This window comes from Streptomyces omiyaensis, assembly GCF_014650895.1.
Classification (GTDB): Bacteria; Actinomycetota; Actinomycetes; order Streptomycetales; family Streptomycetaceae; genus Streptomyces; species Streptomyces omiyaensis.
Window position 1 is genome coordinate 155,085 of record NZ_BMVV01000012.1, and the last position, 22,533, is coordinate 177,617.

The window sequence follows — 22,533 nt, forward strand, 5'->3', positions numbered from 1 at the left end:
CCCGCGGGGGCGCGGATCGTTTCCTTTGCCCGTGCGGGGCCCTCTCCGGAGCCGGGCCCACCTCCCCGTACGAAACACGCGGGACGGCCGGGAACGGTTGTGTCGAAACGAATCGAAAATGAACACGGAAACCCCCCTTTGGAGTGAACTCACGTCAGGCGACTGTCGGTTCACTCTCCGTGCGTAAAGATTCCGGTGTCTCAAGTCGCCGCCGCCGCGCAGACCCACCGTCCCCGTGGCGAGCGGCCGGCGACGCCATGTCTCTGTGGGGGTTCCACCATCTTGAACAGCAACACCTTCCGCACGTCCGTCCGCCGCACCGCCGCCGCCGCGACCGTCGCCGCCCTGGCCGTCGGCCCCGTGCTCCTCGCGGCCCCGGCGGCGCAGGCCGCGGGCGACGAGGGCCGCGCCACCGCCGTCGTGCTCCGCACCTCGCTCGACGTCGACCTCCTCGGCAAGACCGTGCAGGTCCCGGTCCGCGCCACGCTCAACGAGGTCAAGGCGCCCGAGAGCGAGAGCGAGACCGCGCTCAGCGTGAAGGTGAAGGGCGCGGAGGGCGGCGAGCCGATCGACATCCTCACCGCCGACGTCGCCACCTCGACCGCCACGGTCGACGAGAAGAAGGCCGAGGGGTACGTCAACCTCGCCAAGGCCCGCCTCCACGTGCCCGGCCTCCCGGCCCTCGCCGTCATCGAGGTCGAGAAGGTCACCGCCAAGGCGGTCTGCGAGGCCGGCCGGAAGCCCGTCGCCGAGTCCAACGTCCTCGGATACGTCCGCGCCCTCGGCCAGAAGGTCACGCTCACCGCCGGCGGCCGCAGCCGGGTCGAGGTGCCGGCCGTCGGCACGGTCACCCTGGACCTCTCCCGCACCACCACGACCGACCGCACCGCGGCCGCCACCGCCCTGGAGCTGGACGTCGAGGTCGACCCGCTCAAGCTCGGCGTCGCCAAGGTCAAGGGCACCGTCACCCTCGCCGAGGCCACCTGCGAGACGCCGAAGGGTCCGGCCCCGACCGGGAAGCCCACCGAGAAGCCCACCGAGAAGCCCACGGAGCGGCCGACCGAGCAGCCGACCGGGAAGCCCGCCGAGCAGCCCTCGCCGCAGGCCACCGAGCCCGAGGACGACGGCGGCCTCACCACCGACAACGGCGGCTCCACCCCGACCCAGAACCTCGCCGAGACCGGCGGCAGCTCCGCCACCCCGTACCTCGCGGGCGGCGCGCTCGTCCTCCTCCTGGCCGGCGGCGGCGCCGTGGCCCTGACCCGGTCGCGCGCCCGGGCCCGCGGCTGACGGCCCGAGGGGGCGGCGCGCCGGGGGCGCGGGGGGAAACGGGCCGGGGCGGGCGGTGTGACGACACCGCCCGCCCCGGCCCGTCCGCGCGCGGCGGCTCAGCCGCCCAGCAGCAGCGCCTGGTCCAACGCCTGGAGGAAACGATTCGTCGTCGCCCGGTCCCGGACCGCGAGCCGCAGCCAGTGCCGGTCCAGACCCGGGAAGGTGTCCCCGCGCCGGGCCGCGAACCCCAGCAGCCGCAGCCGCTCCCGGACCGCGTCCGCGCCCTCGATCCGGATCAGCACGAACGGCCCCTCTGCCGCCGCCACCGTCCGCACCTCGTCGAACTCCGCGAGCCCCGCCAGCAGATGCGCCCGCTCCGTCCCGATCCGGTGCGCCGCGTGCTCCGCCTCCGCCAGCGCCGCCCGCCCCATGCAGGCCTCCGCCGCCACCAGCGCCGGCGTCGACACCGGCCACAGCGGCTGCGCCCGCTCCAGGAGCGCCACCGTCTCCGGCTCCGCCAGCACATAGCCGATCCGCAGCCCCGCGAGGCCCCAGGTCTTCGTCAGGCTCCGCAGCACCACCAGGCCCGGCACGTCCGTCCGCCCGGCCAGCGCCTCCCGCTCGCCCGGCACCGCGTCCATGAACGCCTCGTCCACGACCAGGTACCGCCCCGGCCGCGCCAGCGAGGCGATCGTCTCCGCCGGATGCAGCACCGAGGTCGGGTTGGTGGGATTGCCGATTACCACCAGGTCCGCCTCCTCCGGCACCGCCGCCGGATCCAGCCGGAAGCCGTCCTCCTCGCGCAGCAGCACCCGGCCCACCTCGTGCCCGGCGTCCCGCAGCGCGGCCTCCGGCTCGGTGAACTGCGGGTGCACCACCACCGGCCGGCGCACCGGCAGCGCCCGCGCCAGCAGTACGAACGCCTCCGCCGCGCCCGAGGTCAGCAGCACCCGCCCGGCGGGCAGGTCGTGCCGCTCGGCCACCGCCGCGCGGGCCGAGCGCCCGTCCGGATAGGCGGCCAGGCCCGTCAGCGAGTGGGCGATCCGTTCCCGCAGCCAGTCCGGCGGGGTCGCCGTCCGGACGTTGACCGCGAGGTCGATGAGTTTCTCGTCCCGGACCTCGGCGTCACCGTGATGACGCAGGTCGTGGGCTTGGCTGCCCGTGTGGGGGCCTTCCGTGTGGGTGTCCATGTCCGCCGTCGTGTGGGGGGTGGGGAAGTGGGGTGTGCCAGGCTCGCCAGCGATGTACCCGCACGTCAAGGGCGACAACCGTGCGACGGACGTCACTTCGTCCGGACCAAAGGGGACGAAACCGGCGATCGCGCACGTCACGCGCCGCGACTTCCGCTTCGGCACCAGCAGCACCGCGCCCGGCCCCGCCGCCCGCAGCGCCGCCGCCTCCGCCACCGACGCCGTCCCCGTCGCCGCCAGCGGCACCTCCGACGGATGCGGTACCGCCACCCCCGCCAGCTCCTCCGCCGGGAACCCCCTCACCGGCACCCCGAGACGCACGGCCGCCGCCACGATCCCCGGCTCCGCCACCCTGGCGTCCAGCGTCGCGACGCCCGCCACGCGCGCGTACCGCCGAGCGGCCCCGTCCCCGACGCCACCCGCCCCGTCCCCGCCCGTCGCGTCCGCGCCGCCCGCCGCACCCGTCCCGCCCGCACCGCCTGTCCGGTCGGCCTCCGCCGCGCCCGCGGCCGGAAGGGGTGCGCCGTCGGCCGGCTCCACCTCCGCCGGCCCCGCCTCCGCCAGTCCCGCCTCTGTCAGCGCCGCCCGCACCAGGGCCCAGACCTCGTCCCCCGTCGCCCCCGACCGGACCCCCACGCCGATGTGCACAGCGGGCACCCGATCCGATACCAAGGGCCCATGGCTGTGATCGTCGCGCTCGGCGCGTTCCTCATGACGCTCTTCGGCGGCTGGGTCGCGCAGCGCGTCACCGACCGCCGGCACCTCGTCCTCGGACTGGCCGGCGGCCTCATGCTCGGCGTCGTCGGACTCGACCTGCTGCCCGAGGCCCTGGAGGCCGCGGGGGAGGAGGTCTTCGGCGTCCCCCAGGCCCTGCTGCTCTTCGTCGGCGGCTTCCTCTTCGCCCACGTGGTGGAGCGGCTGCTCGCCACCCGCCGCGCCGCGCACGGCGCCGAGCCGGGGGAGCGGACCCCGCAGGTGGGGCTCGTGGCCGCCGGCGCCATGGTCCTGCACAGCCTCATGGACGGCATCGCGCTCGGCGCCGCCTTCCAGGTCGGCGGCGGCATGGGCGCCACCGTCGCGCTCGCCGTCGTCACCCACGACTTCGCCGACGGCTTCAACACGTACACGCTCACCAGCCTGTACGGGAACGAGCGCCGCAAGGCCCTCGCCATGCTCTTCGCCGACGCGCTCGCGCCGATCGCCGGCGCCGCCCTCGCCACGCTCCTCACTCTTCCGGAGGAACTCCTCGGCAGCTATCTCGGCTTCTTCGGCGGCGCCCTGCTCTACCTCGCCGCCGCCGAGATCCTCCCCGAGGCCCACCACGAACACCCCGCCCGCACCACCCTGCTCTGCACGGCCGCGGGCGTCGGCTTCATCTGGCTCGTGGTGGGCGTCTCCGGCGGCTGACCTCACGCGCAGTGCCCGACGAACCGCGCGGCCACCTCCGGCGACCCCGCCCAGTGGGTGTGCACGTAACTCGCGTGCACCCCGCCCCGCACGAAGCCCTCCACCCTCCGCTCCGGCTGCCGCAGCCCCCACGCGGCCACCGGCCCGGCACCCGGCTCGATCACCGTCCGGTGGAACTCGTGCCCGCGCAGCCGCGCCCCGGCCGGCGCCAGCACGCTGTCGTTCACGGCCACCGCGTCCCGGTACCCGAGCGTCAGCCGCTCCGACATCCGCGCGTCCGCGTCCAGCACCCCGCACATGGGCGTGCCGTCCAGCGACCGCGCCAGGTACAGCAGCCCCGCGCACTCCGCGGCGATCGGCGCCCCGCCCGCCGCCAGCTCCGCCACCGCCTTCCGCAGCGGCTCGTTGGCGGCGAGCTCCGCCGCGTACATCTCCGGGAAGCCGCCGCCTATGACGAGCCCGCCGGTCCCCTCGGGCAGCGCCTCGTCCCGCAGCGGGTCGAAGGCCACGACCTCGGCGCCCGCGGCGGTCAGCAGCTCGGCGTGCTCCGCGTACGAGAAGGTGAACGCGGCTCCCCCGGCCACCGCCACGACCGGCCGGCGCCCCGCCGGGGCCGTCGCGGCGGGCGGGCTCCACGGCTCGGCGGCCACGGGCGGCGCCGACCGCGCCAGCGCCAGCAGCGCGTCGAGGTCGCATCCCCGGCGCACCTGCTCCGCCTGGGCCGCCACCGCCTCCAGGGCCTGCGCCTGCCGCTCGGCGACCGGGATCAGCCCGAGGTGCCGCGAGGGCGTCGCGACGGCCGGCGCCCGCCGCAGCACCCCGAGGACGGGCACGCCCGACTCCCCGAGCGCCTCCCGCAGCAGGTGCTCGTGCCGGTCGGTCGCGACCTTGTTGAGGATCACGCCCCCGATCCGCACCTCCGGGTCCCAGGAGGCGAAGCCGTGCACCAGCGCCGCCACCGACCGCGACTGCGAGGACGCGTCCACGACCAGCACCACGGGCGCCCTCAGCAGCTTCGCCACCTGCGCGGTGGACGCCAGCTCGCCCTGGTCGGCGGCCCCGTCGTACAGGCCCATCACGCCCTCGACCACGGCCAGGTCGCAGCCGCGCGACCCGTGCGCGAAGAGCGGCGCGACCATCCCCGTCCCGCACATGAAGGCGTCGAGGTTGCGGCCCGGGCGGCCGGTGGCGAGCGCGTGGTAGCCCGGGTCGATGTAGTCGGGGCCCACCTTGTGCGGGGAGACGGACAGGCCACGGGAGGCGAACGCGGCCATCAGGCCGGTCGCCACCGTGGTCTTGCCCGCGCCCGACGAGGGGGCCGCGATGACGAGACGTGCTACCACTCGATGCCCCGCTGGCCCTTCTGACCGGCGTCCATCGGGTGCTTGACCTTGGACATGTCGGTGACGAGGTCGGCGAAGTCCACCAGCGCCTGCGGCGCGTTGCGGCCGGTGATCACGACGTGCTGACGGCCCGGACGGTTCCGCAGCACCTCGACGACCTCCTCGACGTCGATCCAGCCCCAGTGCAGCAGGTAAGCGAACTCGTCGAGGACGTAGAACGCGTACCTCTCCTCGGCCAGGTCCCGCTTGACCTGCTCCCAGCCCTCGCGCGCCTTGTCCTCGTGCGACTGCTCGCCCTCGGCGACCTCGCGCTGGATCCAGGACCAGCCCTCGCCCATCTTGTTCCAGGTGACCGTGCCACCCTTGCCGGTCTCGCCGAGCGCCTTGAGGGCGTTCTCCTCGCCGACCTTCCACTTGGCGGACTTCACGAACTGGAACACCCCGATCGGCCACCCCTGGTTCCAGGCGCGCAGCGCCATCCCGAAGGCGGCCGTCGACTTCCCCTTGCCGACGCCCGTGTGCACCATCACCAGCGCCCGGTTGCGGCGCTGACGGGTCGTGAGGCCGTCGTCGGGCACGACGGTCGGCTGTCCCTGCGGCATTAAGCGGCCCTCCTGGCAGAACGGTTGACTTGCGCTTCCCGGACGAGCCCGGCGATCGCGTCGGCCCGCAGCTCGTCCAGCGTGACGGCGGTGCCGCCCAGATCACGGGCGAGGTTCCCGGCGAGACCGAGCCGCACCGGGCCCCCCTCGCAGTCCACGACGACGCTCGCGGTGCCGTCGGCGGCGTGCAGCCGCGCGGCCCGCGCGGCCAGACCCACCGGGTCGGGACCGCCGGTCGCCCGCCCGTCGGTCACGACCACGAGCAGCGGCCGGCGCGAGGGGTCCCGCAGCCGCTCCACCCGCAGCACGTCGTGCGCCCTCAGCAGCCCGGCGGAGAGCGGCGTACGGCCTCCGGTCGGCAGCTCCTCCAGGCGCGCGGCGGCCGCGTCCACGGAGGACGTCGGCGGCAGCGCCAGCTCGGCGTCCCGCCCCCGGAAGGTGACGAGCCCGACCTTGTCGCGCCGCTGGTAGGCGTCGAGCAGCAGCGACAGCACGGCGCCCTTCACCGCGCCCATCCGCTTCCGCGCCGCCATCGACCCGGAGGCGTCCACGACGAACAGCACCAGGTTCCCCTCGCGCCCCTCCCGCACCGCCTGCCGCAGGTCGTCCCGGCGCACCACGAGCCCCGCCCCCGACCGGCCCCGCGCCCGCTGGTGCGGAGCGGCGGCCCGGACGGTCGCGGCGAGGTGCAGCTTGGTCAGCGCGCCCCGGGGCCGGGTCGCCCCGGTGGTCCTGCCGTGCTCGGTCCGGGCCCGGGAGCGGCGTCCGGCGGCCCCGTCGCCCACCCCGGGCACGCTGAGCACCTTCGTGCGGAAGGGCTCGGCGGCCTTCACGGCGGCCCGCTCACCGGCCGCGCCCCGCGGCGCGGGCGCCCGGTCCGGTGCCTGCTCCGGTACCCCGTCGCTCCCCGGTGCCCGCTCCGGTACGCCGTCGGTCCCGGGCGCGGGCCCCTCGCCGCCCTGCGGCGGCACCCCGCCCCCGCCGCCGGGACCGCCGTCCCCCGGCCCGTCGGGCCCCGGGTCCGGGTCGTCGTCCGGCTCCTCGCCCCCGAACCGCTCCAGGGTCTCGTCGAGCTTGTCCTCGTCCATCCCCGGCGCGTCGAACGGATTGCGCCGGCGCCGGTGGGGGAGGGCCAGCAGCGCGGCCTGCCGCACGTCCTCGCCGGTGACCTCCTCCCGGCCCGCCCACGCGGCGAGCGCGGTCGCGGTCCGGGCCATCACGATGTCGGCGCGCATGCCGTCGACCTCGAACGCGGCGCAGGTGGCGGCGATCTGGAGCAGCACGGCGTCGCCGAGGGCCACCGAGGGCAGGAGCCGGCGCGCGGCGACGATCCGGGCGCGCAGCGCCGCCTCCTCGCCGGCCCAGCGGGCGGCGAAGCCGGCCGGGTCGTCCTCGAACGCCAGCCGCCGCCGCACCACCTCGACCCGCTCCTCGGGCACGCGGGAGGCGGCGACCTCCACGGTGAGCCCGAAGCGGTCGAGAAGCTGCGGCCGCAGCTCGCCCTCCTCGGGGTTCATCGTCCCGACGAGCAGGAACCGGGCGGCGTGGCGCACCGAGACGCCCTCGCGCTCCACGTGGGAGGCGCCCATGGCGGCGGCGTCGAGGAGGTGGTCGATGAGGTGGTCGCTCAGCAGGTTGACCTCGTCGACGTAGAGGATCCCCCGGTGCGCGGCGGCCAGCAGTCCCGGCTCGAAGGCCTTCACGCCGTCGGCGAGCGCCTTCTCGATGTCGAGCGACCCGACGAGCCGGTCCTCCGAGGCCCCGACGGGCAGCTCGACCATCCGCGCGGGCCGGGCGTCGGCGCCGCCGTCCCCGTGCGGCCCGTCCGGGCACCCGGGGTCGGGCGAGGCGGGGTCGCAGCTGAACCGGCACCCGGCGACGACGGCCACCTCGGGCAGCAGCTCGGCGAGGGCGCGCACGGCGGTGGACTTGGCGGTGCCCTTCTCGCCCCGCACGAGCACGCCGCCCACGCTCGGGCTGACGGCGTTCAGCAGCAGCGCGAGCCGCAGGTCGTCCATGCCGACGACGGCGGTGAACGGGTAGCGGGTGCTCATCGGGCGGTCACTCCTTCGGTGCGTACGGATGCGGGGACCGGGCGGACGCTCACGGCGCCCCCGGCGGGACGAACGGCAGCCCCTTCGGGGCGCCCTCCTCGACGAGCCGCAGCAGCGCGTCCGTGTCGGCGTGCTCCTCGATCAGGTCGCCGAGCCGGTCGAGCTGCTCCTCGCGCAGGGTGCCGAAGGAGGTGTCGGGGGCGGGGACGAAGGCCCGGCCGGCGGCGGCCGCGACCTCGCGCAGGAAGGCGCGGCGGAAGCCGTCGCTCTCCAGGGAGCCGTGCCAGTGGGTGCCCCAGACGGCGCCTACCCGGCAGCCGTCGAGGAAGGGCTCCCCGCCGCGCACGTCCGCGACGCCGTGGTGGATCTCGTATCCCTCGACCCGCTCTCCGAGCGCCTCGCCGACCGGCCGCGCGAGGGTCTTCTCGCGGGCGAACCGGACCCGCACGGGCAGCAGGCCGAGGCCGTCGACGGAGCCGGCCCTCGACTCCACCTCGTCCTCGATGTGCTCGCCCAGCGCCTGGAAGCCGCCGCAGATCCCCAGCACCGGGCGTCCCTCCGCGGCCCGCCGGGCGATCGCGCCGGCGAGGCCCCGCTCGCGCAGCCAGGCCAGGGCCCCGACCGTGCCGCGGGTGCCGGGCACGACGACCAGGTCCGCGTCGGCCAGCTCCTCCGGCCGGTCGACGAACCGCACGATCACGCCCGGCTCGGCGGCCAGCGCGTCGACGTCGGTGAAGTTCGACATCAGGGGGACGGCGCAGACGGCGACCCGCAGCACGTCGGCGCCGAGCGGCGGCGCCACGACGGACTCGCGGACGGTGCCCCGCAGCGAGACCCGCAGGCCGTCCTCCTCGTCGATGCCGAGCCCGTGCGCGTACGGCAGGACGCCGAAGGTCCGGCGCCCGGTCAGCCCGTGCAGCATGTCGAGGCCGGGCTCCAGCAGCGTCACGTCGCCCCGGAACTTGTTCACCAGGTACCCGGCGATCAGCTCCTGGTCCTCGGGGGCGAGCAGCGCCGTCGTGCCGAAGAACTGGGCGAAGACCCCGCCCCGGTCGATGTCGCCGACCACCACCACGGGGAGCCGCGCGGCCCGCGCGATGCCCATGTTGACGATGTCGGTGCGCCGCAGGTTGATCTCGGCGGGGCTGCCCGCGCCCTCGCAGATCACCGCGTCGTGGGTGGCCCGCAGCTCCTCCAGGCAGGCGAGGACGGGCTCGAAGAGGGCCTGCTGCCGACCGCCGTGGTAGCCCCTGGCGCTCATCTCGCCGACCGGCCTGCCCATGAGGACGACCTGGCTGGACCGGTCGCCGCCGGGCTTGAGCAGCACCGGGTTCATCAGCGCGGTCGGCTCGACGCGGGCGGCCTGCGCCTGCATGGCCTGGGCGCGGCCGATCTCGGCGCCCTCCCGCGTGACGAAGGAGTTGAGGGACATGTTCTGTCCCTTGAACGGCGCCACCTTGACGCCCCGGCGGACCAGCCAGCGGCAGATGCCCGCCGTGACGACGCTCTTGCCCGCGTCCGAGGTCGTCCCGGCGACGAGCAGCCCCCCACCTCTCACTTCGTCCTCCGCTTCACCGTGTCCGTCAGGATCCGGCCGCCCACGCAGACGGCCAGGGTCAGCCAGGTCACCCGGCGGGAGAGCCGGACGGCCCGGTCGATGTCGGCGACCTCGACGGGCCGCCCCTCGCCGTTGAGGACGGGCCGGTGCTCGACCCGCCCGCCGTACGAGAGCGTGCCCCCGAGCCGTACTCCGAGCGCTCCCGCGAACGCGGCCTCGACCGGGCCGGCGTTGGGGCTCGGGTGCTTCCCCGCGTCGGAGCGCCAGGCCCGCACGGCCCCGCGCGGGTCCCGGCCCGCGAGGGCCGCGAGGGCGGCGGTGAGCCGTGCGCCGGGCCAGCCGGCCAGGTCGTCGAGGCGGGCGGAGGCCCAGCCGTAGCGGAGGTGGCGGGGGGACTTGTGGCCGACCATGGCGTCGAGCGTGTTGACCGCCCGGAAGCCGACCAGGCCGGGCACGCCCGCGACGGCGCCCCAGACGAGGGCGCCGACGACGGCGTCGGAGGTGTTCTCGGCGACGGACTCGACGACCGCGCGGGCCATGGCGGGCCCGTCCAGGGACTCCGGGTCGCGCCCGACGAGGTGCGGCATCCGCTCCCGGGCGACCTCCAGGTCGCCGGCGGCGAGCGCCCCGCCGATGGCCCGGGCCTCCCGGCCCAGGGTGGTCCCGCCGACGACGGCCCACACGGCGGCGGCGGTCAGCGCGGCGGACGCGGTGCGGCTGCGGCGCACCGCGCGGGCGGCCAGCACCCCGGCGGCGGCGGCACCGCCCGCGCAGACGGCGGTGTGCAGGGCGCCCCGGCCGCGGTCGTCGCGCCACAGGCGCTCCTCGACGGCGGCGGCGGCCCGGCCGAAGGCGGCGACGGGGTGGCCGCGGCGCGGGTCGCCGAGGACCAGGTCGACGGCGAGGCCGGCGGCCGCTCCGTACGCGAAGACTGCGGTGGCTCGGGAAGCCACGGGGATGCGGCCGGGCATGGCGGCGTGTCCTCACTCAGGGTCCGCGCCCTGGGTCGACGTGACCGGCGGCGAGAGTTCCTGACTCCCGGTCCCGGCTGTCCGCCGGGCCCGGTCACAGTGGCGGGACCGCGCCGGAATCGCACCGGGCTTCCTCTCCATTGCCGCCGTATTGGCCCCGGCAGTCCACCACGCCCCGCGAAGGGCCGTCAACTCACCCTTGACCTGCGACGGGTCACTGTGCGGAGCGCCACAGACACGAGGGCCGGGCCCGCCCTCTCCACGAGGTGCGGGCCCGGCCCCGGAGCGCCGTGGATCAGACGACGATGAGGTAGATCCCGTAGGCGACGGCCGCCGCGCAGAGCGCGAAGCACGCGTAGGCGCCGGTGCGGGCGAGGGTCGCGGAGCCTCCGGAGGCCGCGGCCTCCTCCTGCTTGGTGAGGCCGACGATCCCGAGGGTGAAGAGGCCCACGAGGGCGACGGTCGCCACGAGGCTGACTCCGAAGACGGAGCCGAGAGCTGCCCAGTCGATCTTCATGGCTTGGGTTCCCGTTTCCTTAGGGGGCTCAGACCGCGGCGGCGGGGGCCGGGGGAGCGGCGGGGTCGTTCGGACCCGGCGCGTGGATGGTGGTCTTGAGACCGTCGTCCGCGACGGCGGCGACGGAGCCGGCCGGCGGCGGGGCGACGGCCGCGATGGCCGTGGTCACGACGCCGGGGGTGCCGGAGTCCGGGCCGCCGAGGTCGTCGCCGTTCACGTTGTTGTGGTCGACCGGCTCGCGGCGGGAGAGCACCCAGATCACGGCCGAGCCGCCGACCAGGACGAACGCCGTGGCGGCGATGCCCCAGGGGCCCTGCTTGGTGAGGAACTCGGCGCCGGCGCCGACGAGGCCGGCGGCCGGGAGGGTCAGGCCCCAGGCGACGAACATCCGGGTGGCGGTCGACCAGCGGACGACGCCGCCCTTGCGGCCGAGGCCGGCGCCCATCACGGCACCCGAGCAGGACTGGGTGGTGGAGAGGGAGAAGCCGAGGTGCGAGGAGGCCAGGATGACGGTCGCGGCGCTGGTCTGGGCGGCGAAGCCCTGCTGCGGCTGGAGGTCGGTGAGGCCCTTGCCCATGGTGCGGATGATGCGCCAGCCGCCGAGGTAGGTGCCGAGCGCGATGGCCACACCGGCGGAGACGATGACCCACAGGGGCGGGTTCGAGCCGGGGGCGACGACGCCCTGCGTGACCAGGGCGAGGGTGATGATGCCCATCGTCTTCTGGGCGTCGTTGGTGCCGTGGGCGAGGGAGACGAGACCGGCGGAGGCGATCTGGCCGGCCCGGTAGCCCTTGGCGGTCGCCTTGGCCTCCGGGTTCGCCTTGATCTTGTACGTCAGCTTGGTCGCGGCCATCGCGGCGAGGCCGGCGACGAGCGGCGCCGCCACGGCCGGGATGAGGACCTTGGTAACGATGGTGGAGCCGTTCACGGCCGACCAGCCGGCCGACATGACCGCGGCGCCGATGAGGCCGCCGAAGAGGGCGTGGGAGGAGCTGGACGGCAGACCCAGGAGCCAGGTCAGCAGGTTCCACAGGATGGCGCCGACGAGGGCCGCGAAGATCACTTCCGTGCGGATGCCCTCTTCGTTGATGATCCCGCCGGAGATCGTCTTGGCGACCTCGACGGACAGGAACGCGCCCACCAGGTTCAGCACGGCGGACATGGCCACCGCCGTCTTGGGCTTGAGTGCACCGGTCGAGATGGTCGTGGCCATCGCGTTGGCGGTGTCGTGGAAACCGTTCGTGAAATCGAACACGAGAGCTGTCACGACCACAATGGCGAGCAGCAGCGTGATGTGTTCCATTTACCCAGGCAATCGTTTGACGTCAGTGGCTGGACGAACGTAGGCAACCTGAGTGAACGGAAGGTGAACTGGGCAGGGCATCACGGTGTCCCGAACCGGTGTCGTGAGATTCCGCTTAGCCTCCCGGAGGCCTCCGTGTCCACCATCCGGTCACCCCGCAACCCCGGGTAATCCCGCCTCTCACGGGACGCACCGGACCCAAGCCGCCTTCCCTCCCGATCGGCGCGTTCCACGCCCTGGACGGTTTCATCCGCACGGGGCACCCCCGGGGGAGACCCTCGTCACCCTCCCGGGGCACCCCCCCGGAGGGGCGCGGGGACCCGCCCGGCCCCTTCCCGGTGGCAGCCCCGCCGTCCCGTGCCGAGACTGGGGGAGTGCGCCCGGCTACAGCGACGGCAGCGGCCGTCACCACCCTGATCGGTGTCGGCGCGGCCGTTGTGGCGGCCGGCCGCCACGCGAGCGGCGTCGCCCTCCGGGGCGCGTCCGGACGGCCCCTCCCCGGCGACCCCAGACTCACCGTGCACGCCACGGGGCCCGAGCGGGTCACCCTCACCCGCAGCCTCGCCTCGCTGCGCCCCGGCACGTACGGCATGACGGCACCCGGCCTGCACGCGGTCACCGGACCCGTCCTCGACCGCGTCCCGCACACCGCCGACACCGTCGTCCGCCGCCTCGAACGCGTCGAGCGCGGCGCGCTCGGTCCCGGCAGCCGCGTGCGCCTCACGCCCCAGCTGCACATCGGCACCCCGGAGACCGCCCTCGGCCTGCCCCACGAGGACGTCGAGATCCCCGGCGAGCTCGGCCCCCTCCCGGCCTGGCTCGTCACCGGCCCCCGCGCCACCTGGGTGGTCGCCCTGCACGGCCTCACCGCCGGCCGCGAGCACGCGCTGAACCTCGTCCCCTTCTACGCCCGGCGACGCGTCCCCGTCCTCGTCCCCGCCTACCGCGGCGACGAGGGCGCCCCCTCGCCCGCGGACGGCCTCGCCCAGCTCGGCGACACCGAGTGGCGCGACGTCGACGCGGTGCTCCGCTACGCGGTCCGGCGCGGCGCGGGCAAGATCGTCCTGCACGGCTGGGGCACCGGCGCCACCATGGCGCTGCGGGCCGCCGCCGAGTCGGGGGTGCGCGACCGGATCGCCGGCCTCGTCCTCGACTCCCCGGTCCTCGACTGGGAGGCGACCGTCCGCAACCTCGCCGCCGCGCGGGGCGTCCCCGCCCCCCTCGTCCCGCTCGCCGTCCGCGCCGCCCTCGGCCGCACCGGCCCGCACCCCGACCACACGGCGGACCTCGGCGTCCCGGTCCTGCTGGCCCACGGCCCCGACGACACCATCGCCCCCTGGGAGCCCTCCGTCGAACTGGCGGCGCGCCGACCCGACCTGGTCACCCTCCTCCCCGTCCGCCACGCCCCCCACACGGCCATGTGGAACGCCGACCCCGTCCGCTACGAGGAAGCCCTCCGCCGCTACCTCACCCCCCTGCTCTGAGCCGCGCGCCCGCACCGGCGGCTCCGCCGGAGGGCGCCGCCCCGCGGCGCCGCGCCCCGCCCGCCGGCCGGGTCCGGCTCGGCGTGGCGGATTCCGATTGGGCTTTCGGGCCGTCAGCGGGAAGACTGCCCCCGTGACGTCTCGAAAGCCCGATGAACCATTGGCGCGCAACTCCAGACTCCGACTCGTCCGTCCGCGGTCGCTGGCCACCGCCCGACGGGCCGCGACGACGCGGCGCACCCGGCCTGCCCCGAGGCCGCCCGAGGGCACCCCGCCCCGCGCGGAGCTGGCCCGGCAGGCGCGGCTCGTCCTCGCCGACGCCGTACGGATCGCCCGCTGGGCCGCCACGCCGCGCGGCCCCCAGGCGGGTCCCCGCGCGGTCGCCGCCGGCGCCTCCGCTTCCGCCCCGCTCGACGGCCCGACCGCGGCCGAACGGGCCGCCGCCGAGCTGGACCTGACACCGGCTCGGGTCCGGGCCGGCTGGGACCGGGCCCGGCTCGCCGGCCTCGTCGAGCTGCACGGCGCCACGGTCCGCCCCGGCTGGCGGCTCCAGGCCTGGGACCGGGACGACTCCGCGGTGCTCCGCGGCTGGGTCGCGCTCCTCGACGCCTGGTCCCTGGTCCACCCCGCCCCCGAGGGCGTGGCGCCGGGCGCGGTCGCCGAGGTCGTGGAGGCGGTCCCGCAGGTCCTGTCGCTGCTCCAGCTCTCGCAGGGTCCGGTCCTCGTCCCCGTCCTGCTCGACCTCCTGGGCCAGCGCGTGGACGAACTCCGCGAGGAGCGCTGCGAGGTGCCCGGCGACGGCGCCCCCGGGCGGACCGCCCCGCCCGCCCCCGCCGAGCGGCTGCCCGCCCTCCTGGACTGGGCCCTGGAGGGCCTCGCCGAGGTCGGCGCGCTCACCCTGGACCCCGCGGCCGGCCCGGAGGGACGTCACGCGAACCTGACCCCGCTCGGCAACTGGGCGGTCTGGGTCAAGCTGGAGCAGATCTGCGTGGCCGCGCAGAGCCCCGCGGGGAACATCGAGCAGTCCGCGGCCGACATGCTCCGCGGCTGCGCCCGGCTCACCCCGGGACCGGCCCGTGACGAGTACCGCGCCTGGCTCGCGGCCCGCCCGCTCGCCGGCGCGGTCGCCGAACTCCTCGCCGCCGCCCGGGGCGAGGACGCGCTGCTGCGCGGGCTCGCCTTCGAGGCGCTGCGGGTCGTCGGCGCCCCCGCCGAGGCGGAGGTCCGCGCCGCGGTCGCCGAGGCCTCGCTGCGCCCCTACGCGCTGCTGTGGCTCGCCGAGTACGACGGGACCGACCCGGACGACGCCCCCGAGGTCCTCACCCGGGAGGAGGCGACCTGGCTGTGGGTGGACACCGCGGCCGCCGTCGCCGACCACGGCGAGAGCGAGCTGCTGGTGCGGCACCTGGACTCGGCCGTGCAGGGCACGGTGCCCGCGCTGCTCGACGAGGTGCGGGCGGTGGGTCATCCGAGGACCGTGCAGGTGCTGGTGGCGCTGGCCGCCGCCCACCCGGACCCGGCCCTGGCGAAGGCGGTCCGCCGGGCCGCCTTCCAGGTCCACACCGGGGGGGACTGACCGCGGGCGCGCGGCGCTGGGGTCAGTCGCCGCCGGGGGTGTACGTGCCGAAGCTCCACACGTTGCCCTCGGCGTCCTTCGCCAGGTAGTCCCGGGAGCCGTACTCCTGGTCGGTGGGCGGCATCACGATCTCCGCGCCGTGGGCGACGGCCCGGGCGTGGTGCTCGTCCACGTCCCGGACGCGGACGTAGACCCCCACCGGGCCGCCCGCGCCCATCGCCCGGTCGAAGACGCCGTCGGTGCCGCTGCTGCCGAGCATCACCGTGCCGTTGCCGTAGCTCAGCTCGGCGTGCGCGACCAGGCCGTCCTCGCCCTCGTACACCGCGGTGGCGGTGAAGCCGAAGGCCTCGGTCAGCAGGGTGATCGCCGCCTTGGCGTCCCGGTACTTCAGCGCCGGGCAGACGTCGGGTGCCTCGGACATCCCGCTCACTCCCTCTCGGTCGGTCCCGATGTGACCTGGGACACAGTCTCGCAGGCGGCACCGACAATCAGCCGAAGGTGTTGCACCGGGCCATGTCGCCCGTCCGGTAGCCCGTGTGGAACCACTGCCGGCGCTGCTCGGCCGAGCCGTGGGTCCAGCTCTCGGGGGTCACCCGGCCCTGGAAGCGCTCCTGGATCCGGTCGTCGCCCACGGCGGCGGCCGCGTCGAGCCCGTCCCGGATGTCGGCGTCGTCGAGCCGGGAGATCAGCGGCCGGCCGGTGGACTCGTCCGGGGTGCCGGTCGCGTGCCGCGCCCACACGCCCGCGTAGCAGTCGGCCTGGAGCTCGACCCGGACGGCGTTGGAGTCCGCCCCGGTCCGCCCGTCCTGGGCCCGGGAGAGCGTCCCCATCAGGTTCTGCACGTGGTGCCCGTACTCGTGGGCCACCACGTACGCCTGCGCGAAGGGCCCGCCGCTGGAGCCGAACGTGGTCCGCAGCTCGTCGAAGAAGCCCAGGTCCAGGTAGACCCTCCGGTCGCCGGGGCAGTAGAAGGGGCCGACCGCCGAGCTCGCCGCGCCGCAGGCGGTGTTCACCCGCTGGGTGAACAGGACGGTGGAGGCGTCGGCGTAGGTGCCGCCGCGGCGCGCGTACTCGCCGCGCCAGTAGTCCTGGAGGCTGTTGACGACGGCCACGGTCCGGCAGTCCTGGCGGCTGTTGGCGTCCGCGCCGGTCCGGCAGGCCCGGTCCACCTGGGCCGCGGAGGAGGAGCTGGCGGCGGGCTGGTCCTCGCCGCCGGAGGAGAGGCCCAGCTGGTCGGGGCCGACGCCGAAGAGGAGGCCGAGGATCAGCGCGACGAAGGCGGCGAGCCCGCCCCCGACGGTCGCCCGGCCGCCGGGGATGCGGCTGCCGCGGACGTCCTTCACCTCGGAGGTGTCCAGACGGGCGTCGTCGTCGAACTGCACGGTCCACCTCCGCGTCACCGCGGCGGCCAGACCGCCGCCCTCCGCCGAGTATCAGCCGGTCTTTCGCGTGCTGCCCCTTTTGTTCCCTCCGTGGAGCGCTGAGAGAAAAGTCCCTATCGTCCCCTCGTCGCCCGTGTGGCCGAAAACGAGTTGCAGGCGCCGGATAGACTGGCCGCATGGACATTCTCCCCTGGGACATCCTCCCCTGGGTGCATTAGCGGCGTCGCAGCCCGTCACCTGTCGTCATCCGCCCTATCCCCACCGCCCTGGAGTCTGTCCGTGATCACCGCTTCCGGCATCGAGCTGCGCGCCGGCGCCCGCATCCTCATCGAGAACGCCTCGTTCCGCGTCGCCAAGGGCGACCGCATCGGCCTGGTCGGCCGCAACGGAGCGGGCAAGACCACCCTCACCAAGTGCCTGGCCGGCGAGGGGCAGCCCGCCGCCGGCACCATCGCGCGCTCCGGCGAGGTCGGCTACCTCCCGCAGGACCCGCGCACCGGCGACCTCGACGTCCTCGCCCGCGACCGGGTCCTCTCCGCCCGCGGCCTCGACGTCCTCATCCGCAAGATGCGGATGAACGAGGAGCGGATCGCGACCGGCTCCGGCGCCACCCGCGAGAAGGCCCTCAAGCAGTACGAGCGCCAGGAGACCGAGTTCCTGACCAAGGGCGGGTACGCCGCCGAGGCCGAGGCGGCCACCATCGCCGCCGCCCTCGGCCTGCCCGACCGCGTCCTCGGGCAGCCGCTGCACACCCTCTCCGGCGGCCAGCGCCGCCGGATCGAGCTGGCCCGGATCCTCTTCTCGGACGCGGACACCCTGCTCCTCGACGAGCCCACGAACCACCTCGACGCCGACTCGATCACCTGGCTGCGCGACTACCTGAAGACCTACCGCGGCGGCTTCATCGTCATCTCCCACGACGTCGACCTGGTCGAGACCGTCGTCAACAAGGTCTTCTACCTGGACGCCAACCGCTCCACCATCGACGTCTACAACATGGGCTGGAAGCTCTACCAGCAGCAGCGCGAGGCCGACGAGAAGCGCCGCAAGCGCGAGCGCCAGAACGCCGAGAAGAAGGCCGCCGCCCTCAACTCGCAGGCCGACAAGATGCGCGCCAAGGCCACCAAGACGGTCGCCGCGCAGAACATGGCCAAGCGCGCCGAGCGCCTGCTCTCCGGCCTGGAGGCGGTCCGCGTCTCCGACAAGGTCGCCAAGCTGCGCTTCCCGGAGCCCGCGCCCTGCGGCAAGACCCCGCTCACGGCGGAGGGCCTGTCCAAGTCGTACGGCTCCCTGGAGATCTTCACCGACGTCGACCTGGCCATCGACAAGGGCTCCCGCGTCGTCATCCTCGGCCTCAACGGCGCGGGCAAGACGACCCTGCTCCGCCTCCTCGGCGGGGTCGAGCAGCCCGACACCGGCGAGGTCACCCCCGGCCACGGCCTCAAGCTCGGCTACTACGCCCAGGAGCACGAGACCCTGGACCCGGAGCGCACGGTCCTGGAGAACATGCGCTCCGCCGCGCCCGACCTCGACCTGGTCGAGGTCCGCAAGACGCTCGGCACCTTCCTCTTCTCCGGCGACGACGTCGACAAGCCGGCCGGCGTGCTCTCCGGCGGCGAGAAGACCCGTCTGGCGCTGGCCACCCTGGTCGTCTCCTCGGCCAACGTGCTGCTGCTCGACGAGCCCACCAACAACCTCGACCCCGCCAGCCGCGAGGAGATCCTCGGGGCGCTGCGCACCTACAAGGGCGCCGTCGTCCTGGTCACCCACGACGAGGGCGCCGTGGAGGCGCTCGACCCGGAGCGGATCATCCTGCTCCCGGACGGCGTCGAGGACCTGTGGGGCCCGGACTACGCGGACCTGGTCGCCCTGGCCTGAGTCCGGACTGGATCATTCGGCTCATCGGTGATCCATCATCTGAGTGAGACGGTCTCGTACCTCCGGCGCGGACCTCTGCCGAATCCTTCCGGCAGGGTCCGCGTCGTACGTTTGTTCCCCGAGCGCTGCTGACCTGCCGATCCCTTGATCCACTCCTTCGGGGGTCGGGTTCCGGCCGTGCGGAATGACGGCTTCCGGTCGTGTGGACGCGGTACTCGTCCGCAAACCCGGCAGGACGGACCTTGTCGAATGGGTGGCCAGGACGACGGGGAGGGGTGATCATGAGAAGTCCAGAGCGCACTTCCCATGAGGAGGCACGGGTGGCCGAGACTCTGAAGAAGGGCAGCCGGGTGACCGGCGCCGCGCGCGACAAGCTCGCGGCAGACCTGAAGAAGAAGTACGACTCCGGTGCGAGCATCCGGGCGCTGGCCGAGGAAACGGGCCGCTCCTACGGATTCGTCCACCGGATGCTCAGCGAATCCGGAGTCACGCTGCGTGGTCGCGGCGGGGCGACACGAGGCAAGAAGGCAGCCTCGGCCTGACGCCGGGGGCGGCTCGACCGGGTCCATCGGGACGTCCCCGGTGGGCACCCGGTCGGTCCTGCGACCGACCGGATGGTTACTGTGCAGTCACTTAGCATCGGATGCAGTGCTGCACCGGAACCGGAGGCGCCCCATGACCACGCCCGACGACTCCCAGCTCGTCTTCGACAAGGACGGTGTACGGCTCACCGTCGAGGACGCCGTTGCCACGGTGACCCTGACCAACCCGGCGAAGCGCAACGCCCAGTCTCCCGCTCTGTGGCGGGCGTTGACGGAAGCCGGCCGGTCTCTTCCGGGCAGCGTGCGGATCGTCGTCCTGCGCGGTGAGGGCCAGTCCTTCTCCGCCGGACTCGACCGACAGGCCTTCACGCCCGAGGGCTTCGACGGGGAGCCGTCCTTCCTCGACCTCGCACGGGGTTCCGACGCGGACCTCGACGCGGTCATCGCCGAGTACCAGGAGGCGTTCACCTGGTGGCGCCGCAGCGACCTCGTGTCCATCGCGGCCGTCCAGGGCCACGCCATCGGTGCGGGCTTCCAGCTCGCCCTCGCCTGCGACCTGCGGGTCGTCGCCGAGGACGTGCAGTTCGCGATGCGCGAGACCAGCCTGGGCCTCGTCCCGGACCTGACCGGGACGCACCCCCTCGTCTCCCTCGTGGGCTACGCCCGCGCGCTGGAGATCTGCGCCACCGGCCGCTTCGTCCACGCCGACGAGGCCGAGCGCATCGGCCTGGCCAACATCGCCGTGCCCGCCGCCGAGCTCGACGCCGCCGTACGGGACCTCGGTGCCGCCCTGCTCGCCGCGCCGCGCGACGCGGTCGTCGAGACCAAGGCGCTGCTCCGGGGCGCCTCCGGCCGCTCCTACGAGGAGCAGCGGGTCGCCGAGCGCGCCGCCCAGGCCCGCCGCCTCCGCGACCTCGCAGGCCTCGGCGACTGAAGCCGCGCCCGCGAGGGCCCCTCAGCGCACCTCCGTGACGAGGACGGTGACCGCGGTGCCCTCCGGGACCGCCGCGGCCGCCGCCGCCCGGGCCGCCCGGGCCACCTCGGCCGGCGGATGCTCCGCCGCCACGGCGAACTCCACCCGGACGGCCCCCTCCGTGCGGAGCACCGGCGGGCCCAGCGCCTCGGTCACCGCCGCCACGCCGGGCACCAGCAGCACCGCGGCCGCCACGGGATCGTCCGTCGCCGGCGCGGTGTGGACCGGTGGCGGCTCCGCGGGCTCCGCCGCGGGCGCCTCCTCCAGCAGGTCCGTCACCCGGAGATCGGCCTCCGTCACGGCCAGGCCCAGCTCCGCCGCCGCCGCGAGCAGGACCGCCCGCACCTCCTGCGCCGTCTCCGGCAGCGGCCGCCCGGCGGCCGCCACCGCCGAGAACTCGGCGTCGATCCTCAGCGGCCCCGGCGCGAGCCCGCCCGGCGGCACCGGGAACGGCGGATCCGGGAGCTCCGCCTCCGCCGCCGCGCCGATCCGCAGCCTGCCCGGCACCGCGCCCGGCACCCCCGCCGCCGCCCGCACCAGCACCGTCCGGGCCGCGCGCTCCGCGAGCCATGCCCCCGCCGCCGTGCCGAGCGGCAGCAGCCTGCCCGGCGCCAGGCGGTCGCGCACCGCCGCACTCCAACCGTCACCCGTCGTCATTGCCCCAGCCTGCCGTATACACGGAGCGGTGTCGGGGAACCGCCCTTAGTGTGGGCGAAGAACCCCGAAATATCCCAGAAGGGGAAGAAATTCGATGACGGACAGTGAACGCAGTGGCGAGAACGTCTCGGTGACCAAGCGCGGCGGCGGCACGGCCGCGGGCCGGGGCAGGACCACGATCGCCGACGGAGTGGTCGAGAAGATAGCCGGAATGGCCGCACGCGACGTGGTCGGCGTCCACGCCATGGGCAGCGGGCTCTCCCGCACCCTCGGTGCCGTCCGCGACCGCGTCCCCGGCGGGGGCGGCGGCAAGGCGGGCGTCACCCGGGGCGTGAAGGCGGAGGTCGGCGAGGTGCAGACCGCGCTCGACCTGGAGATCGTCGTGGACTACGGCGTCTCCATCGCCGACGTCGCCGGAGCCGTCCGCGAGAACGTGATCGCGGCCGTGGAACGGATGACCGGCCTGGAGGTCGTCGAGGTCAACATCGCGGTCAGCGACGTGAAGCTGCCCGACGAAGAGGAAGACGAGCCCGAGTCCCGGCTCCAGTAGCCGGCGGGCACGGGCAACGGCCCCACAGGGGCCGGAAAGGGGTACAGCATGAGCATGGCGGTGGTCGGTCTGCTGGCCGGCATGGGTCTCGGCTTCGCCGGGTACTTCGGCGGCTTCGGCGCGTTCCTGCTGGTCGCGGCCCTGGGCGCGGTCGGTTTCGTGGTCGGTCGCTTCCTCGACGGCGACCTCGAACCCGGCGACCTCCTCCGGAGCCGCGACCGCGGCGACCGGCGGCGGTGACGGCGGGTGCCCACGGACGTGACGGAACGGCCGCCGCTGCGCGAGCGCGGCGCGACCACGATCGCCGACCGGGTGGTCGCCAAGGTCTCCGCGCAGGCCGCCCGGGAAGCCCTGGGCCGCGTGCCGGAGGGCGGCCACCCGCCCCACGCCTCGGTCGTCGTCCACCGGGACGCGGCCCGCATCTCGATCAGCCTCGAACTCGACTACCCCACGGACGTCGGCCGCCGCTGCGGCGCCGTCCGCGGCCGGGTCCGCACCCGGGTCGAGGAGCTCGTCGGCATGGAGGTCCACGAGGTCGCCGTCCACGTCGAGCGCCTCCACTCCGCGCGCACCGCGCCCACCGCGAGGAAGGGCCGGCTCGCATGACGACACCCGAACGGCCCCCCGTCCCCCGGGAGACCGCGGCGGGCGGCGACGCGGGGACGGACGGCGGCGACGCGAACGGCGGGGGCGTCCCCGTCCTCACCGGCGGCGGTGCGGCCCCGGAGAAGGCCCGGCGCTTCTGGTCCGTGCGGCGGATCCCCGCCGCGCTGCTCGCCGCCGCCGTCCTCGGCGGCGCCGGACTGCTGCTGTACGACGTCGCCGCCGTCCGGGCCGACCGGGACGCCATGAGCTGGCGGCGCGAGCTCGCCGACGGGCTCGCGACCCGGCCCCTCGACGACACCGCCGTCCTCGTGGGCGCCGCCGTCGCCGTCCTGATCGGCGTCTGGCTGCTCGTCCTGGCGGCCACCCCCGGTCTGCGCGCCGTCCTGCCGATGCGGCGCACCCACCCCGACCTGCGGGCCGGACTCGACCGGGAGGCCGCCGCGTTCGCCCTGCGCGACCGGGCCATGGAGGTCTCCGGCGTGCAGTCGGTGAAGGTCCGGGTCGGCCGCTCCAAGGTCGCCGTCCGGGCCGTCTCCCACTTCCGCCCCCTCGACGACGTCCGCGCGGACGTCGAGTCGGTCCTCGCCGACGGCGTCGAGGAGCTCGGACTCGCCCGCCCGCCCGCGCTGACCGTCCGGGTGGACCGACCCTCCACGAAGGGGTGACGC

22 protein-coding genes and 1 riboswitch are annotated in these 22,533 nt (G+C 75.3%); of the genes, 11 read left to right on the forward strand and 11 right to left on the reverse strand.

Annotated elements, in window-relative coordinates; all coding sequences use genetic code 11:
* The first annotated feature begins 282 nt into the window (after positions 1-282).
* Complete coding sequence (locus IE287_RS21250; protein WP_189850711.1) at positions 283-1,290, forward strand: SCO1860 family LAETG-anchored protein; 1,008 nt, start codon at positions 283-285, stop codon at positions 1,288-1,290.
* Between the two features lie 98 nt (positions 1,291-1,388).
* On the opposite strand, the gene cobC is transcribed toward IE287_RS21250, so the two are convergent.
* On the reverse strand, positions 1,389-3,002 hold the full coding sequence (gene cobC / locus IE287_RS21255; protein WP_373307874.1) for an Rv2231c family histidinol phosphate aminotransferase CobC: 1,614 nt from the start codon (positions 3,000-3,002) through the stop codon (positions 1,389-1,391).
* A 138-nt stretch (positions 3,003-3,140) separates the two neighbouring features.
* On the opposite strand from cobC, the gene IE287_RS21260 reads away from it, so the two are divergent.
* Positions 3,141-3,869 carry a ZIP family metal transporter gene (locus tag IE287_RS21260; RefSeq protein ID WP_189850712.1) on the forward strand — a complete coding sequence of 243 codons (729 nt, stop codon included), beginning with the start codon at positions 3,141-3,143 and terminating at the stop codon, positions 3,867-3,869.
* Between the two features lie 2 nt (positions 3,870-3,871).
* Here the strand turns inward: IE287_RS21260 and IE287_RS21265 are convergent, their stop codons facing one another.
* From IE287_RS21265 to IE287_RS21295, 7 genes are all read right to left on the reverse strand, one after another.
* Positions 3,872-5,212, reverse strand: coding sequence for a cobyrinic acid a,c-diamide synthase CobB (locus IE287_RS21265; protein ID WP_189850713.1), 1,341 nt, complete (start codon positions 5,210-5,212; stop codon positions 3,872-3,874).
* Complete coding sequence (gene cobO, locus IE287_RS21270) at positions 5,206-5,814, reverse strand: cob(I)yrinic acid a,c-diamide adenosyltransferase (protein WP_189850714.1); 609 nt, start codon at positions 5,812-5,814, stop codon at positions 5,206-5,208. The genes IE287_RS21265 and cobO overlap by 7 nt, the downstream gene beginning before the upstream one ends.
* On the reverse strand, positions 5,814-7,868 hold the full coding sequence (locus tag IE287_RS21275; protein WP_189850715.1) for a putative cobaltochelatase: 2,055 nt from the start codon (positions 7,866-7,868) through the stop codon (positions 5,814-5,816). Before IE287_RS21275 ends, cobO begins: the two co-directional genes overlap by 1 nt.
* A gap of 49 nt (positions 7,869-7,917) precedes the next feature.
* Positions 7,918-9,426 carry a cobyric acid synthase gene (locus IE287_RS21280; RefSeq protein WP_189850716.1) on the reverse strand — a complete coding sequence of 503 codons (1,509 nt, stop codon included), beginning with the start codon at positions 9,424-9,426 and terminating at the stop codon, positions 7,918-7,920.
* Entirely contained in the window at positions 9,423-10,397 is a 975-nt protein-coding gene (locus tag IE287_RS21285) for a cobalamin biosynthesis protein (protein WP_189850717.1), read from the reverse strand. The genes IE287_RS21280 and IE287_RS21285 overlap by 4 nt, the downstream gene beginning before the upstream one ends.
* A gap of 54 nt (positions 10,398-10,451) precedes the next feature.
* Positions 10,452-10,533, reverse strand: a riboswitch (cobalamin riboswitch).
* A gap of 159 nt (positions 10,534-10,692) precedes the next feature.
* Entirely contained in the window at positions 10,693-10,914 is a 222-nt protein-coding gene (locus IE287_RS21290) for a hypothetical protein (RefSeq protein ID WP_189850718.1), read from the reverse strand.
* Positions 10,915-10,942: 28 nt separating this feature from the next.
* On the reverse strand, positions 10,943-12,217 hold the full coding sequence (locus IE287_RS21295; RefSeq protein WP_189850719.1) for an inorganic phosphate transporter: 1,275 nt from the start codon (positions 12,215-12,217) through the stop codon (positions 10,943-10,945).
* Between the two features lie 374 nt (positions 12,218-12,591).
* Here IE287_RS21295 and IE287_RS21300 point away from each other — a divergent pair, with 374 nt between their 5' ends.
* Together IE287_RS21300 and IE287_RS21305 are read left to right on the forward strand one after the other, a co-directional pair.
* Entirely contained in the window at positions 12,592-13,701 is a 1,110-nt protein-coding gene (locus tag IE287_RS21300; protein ID WP_189850720.1) for an alpha/beta hydrolase, read from the forward strand.
* 133 nt (positions 13,702-13,834) lie between these two features.
* A complete protein-coding gene (locus tag IE287_RS21305) occupies positions 13,835-15,277 on the forward strand; it encodes a hypothetical protein (RefSeq protein ID WP_373307873.1) in 1,443 nt (480 codons plus the stop codon).
* Positions 15,278-15,299: 22 nt separating this feature from the next.
* Here the strand turns inward: IE287_RS21305 and IE287_RS21310 are convergent, their stop codons facing one another.
* Positions 15,300-15,698 (reverse strand): VOC family protein, encoded by a 399-nt coding sequence (locus IE287_RS21310; RefSeq protein WP_189850721.1) that lies wholly within the window; start codon positions 15,696-15,698, stop codon positions 15,300-15,302.
* Positions 15,699-15,765: 67 nt separating this feature from the next.
* Complete coding sequence (gene ypfJ, locus IE287_RS21315; protein ID WP_189850722.1) at positions 15,766-16,659, reverse strand: KPN_02809 family neutral zinc metallopeptidase; 894 nt, start codon at positions 16,657-16,659, stop codon at positions 15,766-15,768.
* 279 nt (positions 16,660-16,938) lie between these two features.
* On the opposite strand from ypfJ, the gene abc-f reads away from it, so the two are divergent.
* The 3 genes from abc-f (at position 16,939) to IE287_RS21330 (ending at position 20,013) form a co-directional block, all read left to right on the forward strand.
* On the forward strand, positions 16,939-18,537 hold the full coding sequence (gene abc-f / locus IE287_RS21320; RefSeq protein WP_189850723.1) for a ribosomal protection-like ABC-F family protein: 1,599 nt from the start codon (positions 16,939-16,941) through the stop codon (positions 18,535-18,537).
* 320 nt (positions 18,538-18,857) lie between these two features.
* Complete coding sequence (locus IE287_RS21325) at positions 18,858-19,079, forward strand: helix-turn-helix domain-containing protein (RefSeq protein WP_006123601.1); 222 nt, start codon at positions 18,858-18,860, stop codon at positions 19,077-19,079.
* A gap of 133 nt (positions 19,080-19,212) precedes the next feature.
* Positions 19,213-20,013: an enoyl-CoA hydratase/isomerase family protein gene (locus tag IE287_RS21330; RefSeq protein ID WP_189850724.1), complete on the forward strand. Its 801-nt coding sequence runs from the start codon at positions 19,213-19,215 to the stop codon at positions 20,011-20,013.
* A 21-nt stretch (positions 20,014-20,034) separates the two neighbouring features.
* On the opposite strand, the gene IE287_RS21335 is transcribed toward IE287_RS21330, so the two are convergent.
* On the reverse strand, positions 20,035-20,679 hold the full coding sequence (locus tag IE287_RS21335) for a hypothetical protein (protein ID WP_308436877.1): 645 nt from the start codon (positions 20,677-20,679) through the stop codon (positions 20,035-20,037).
* A 124-nt stretch (positions 20,680-20,803) separates the two neighbouring features.
* On the opposite strand from IE287_RS21335, the gene IE287_RS21340 reads away from it, so the two are divergent.
* From IE287_RS21340 to IE287_RS21355, 4 genes are read left to right on the forward strand one after another with little or no spacing between them, the layout of a single operon-like run.
* Complete coding sequence (locus IE287_RS21340) at positions 20,804-21,259, forward strand: Asp23/Gls24 family envelope stress response protein (RefSeq protein WP_189850726.1); 456 nt, start codon at positions 20,804-20,806, stop codon at positions 21,257-21,259.
* A gap of 48 nt (positions 21,260-21,307) precedes the next feature.
* Complete coding sequence (locus IE287_RS21345; protein WP_189850727.1) at positions 21,308-21,499, forward strand: hypothetical protein; 192 nt, start codon at positions 21,308-21,310, stop codon at positions 21,497-21,499.
* Positions 21,500-21,505: 6 nt separating this feature from the next.
* Positions 21,506-21,865 carry an Asp23/Gls24 family envelope stress response protein gene (locus IE287_RS21350; RefSeq protein ID WP_229883626.1) on the forward strand — a complete coding sequence of 120 codons (360 nt, stop codon included), beginning with the start codon at positions 21,506-21,508 and terminating at the stop codon, positions 21,863-21,865.
* Complete coding sequence (locus IE287_RS21355; protein WP_189850728.1) at positions 21,862-22,530, forward strand: DUF6286 domain-containing protein; 669 nt, start codon at positions 21,862-21,864, stop codon at positions 22,528-22,530. The genes IE287_RS21350 and IE287_RS21355 overlap by 4 nt, the downstream gene beginning before the upstream one ends.
* The last annotated feature ends 3 nt before the right edge of the window (positions 22,531-22,533 follow it).

Coding starts and splice junctions, on each gene's coding strand:
- IE287_RS21330 (WP_189850724.1), top strand. CDS start 19,213: ATGACCACGCCCGACGACTCCCAGCTCGTCTTCGACAAGGACGGTGTA.
- IE287_RS21285 (WP_189850717.1), bottom strand. CDS start 10,397: ATGCCCGGCCGCATCCCCGTGGCTTCCCGAGCCACCGCAGTCTTCGCG.
- IE287_RS21355 (WP_189850728.1), top strand. CDS start 21,862: ATGACGACACCCGAACGGCCCCCCGTCCCCCGGGAGACCGCGGCGGGC.
- IE287_RS21260 (WP_189850712.1), top strand. CDS start 3,141: ATGGCTGTGATCGTCGCGCTCGGCGCGTTCCTCATGACGCTCTTCGGC.
- IE287_RS21345 (WP_189850727.1), top strand. CDS start 21,308: ATGAGCATGGCGGTGGTCGGTCTGCTGGCCGGCATGGGTCTCGGCTTC.
- cobO (WP_189850714.1), bottom strand. CDS start 5,814: ATGCCGCAGGGACAGCCGACCGTCGTGCCCGACGACGGCCTCACGACC.
- IE287_RS21340 (WP_189850726.1), top strand. CDS start 20,804: ATGACGGACAGTGAACGCAGTGGCGAGAACGTCTCGGTGACCAAGCGC.
- IE287_RS21295 (WP_189850719.1), bottom strand. CDS start 12,217: ATGGAACACATCACGCTGCTGCTCGCCATTGTGGTCGTGACAGCTCTC.
- IE287_RS21275 (WP_189850715.1), bottom strand. CDS start 7,868: ATGAGCACCCGCTACCCGTTCACCGCCGTCGTCGGCATGGACGACCTG.
- IE287_RS21290 (WP_189850718.1), bottom strand. CDS start 10,914: ATGAAGATCGACTGGGCAGCTCTCGGCTCCGTCTTCGGAGTCAGCCTC.
- IE287_RS21310 (WP_189850721.1), bottom strand. CDS start 15,698: ATGTCCGAGGCACCCGACGTCTGCCCGGCGCTGAAGTACCGGGACGCC.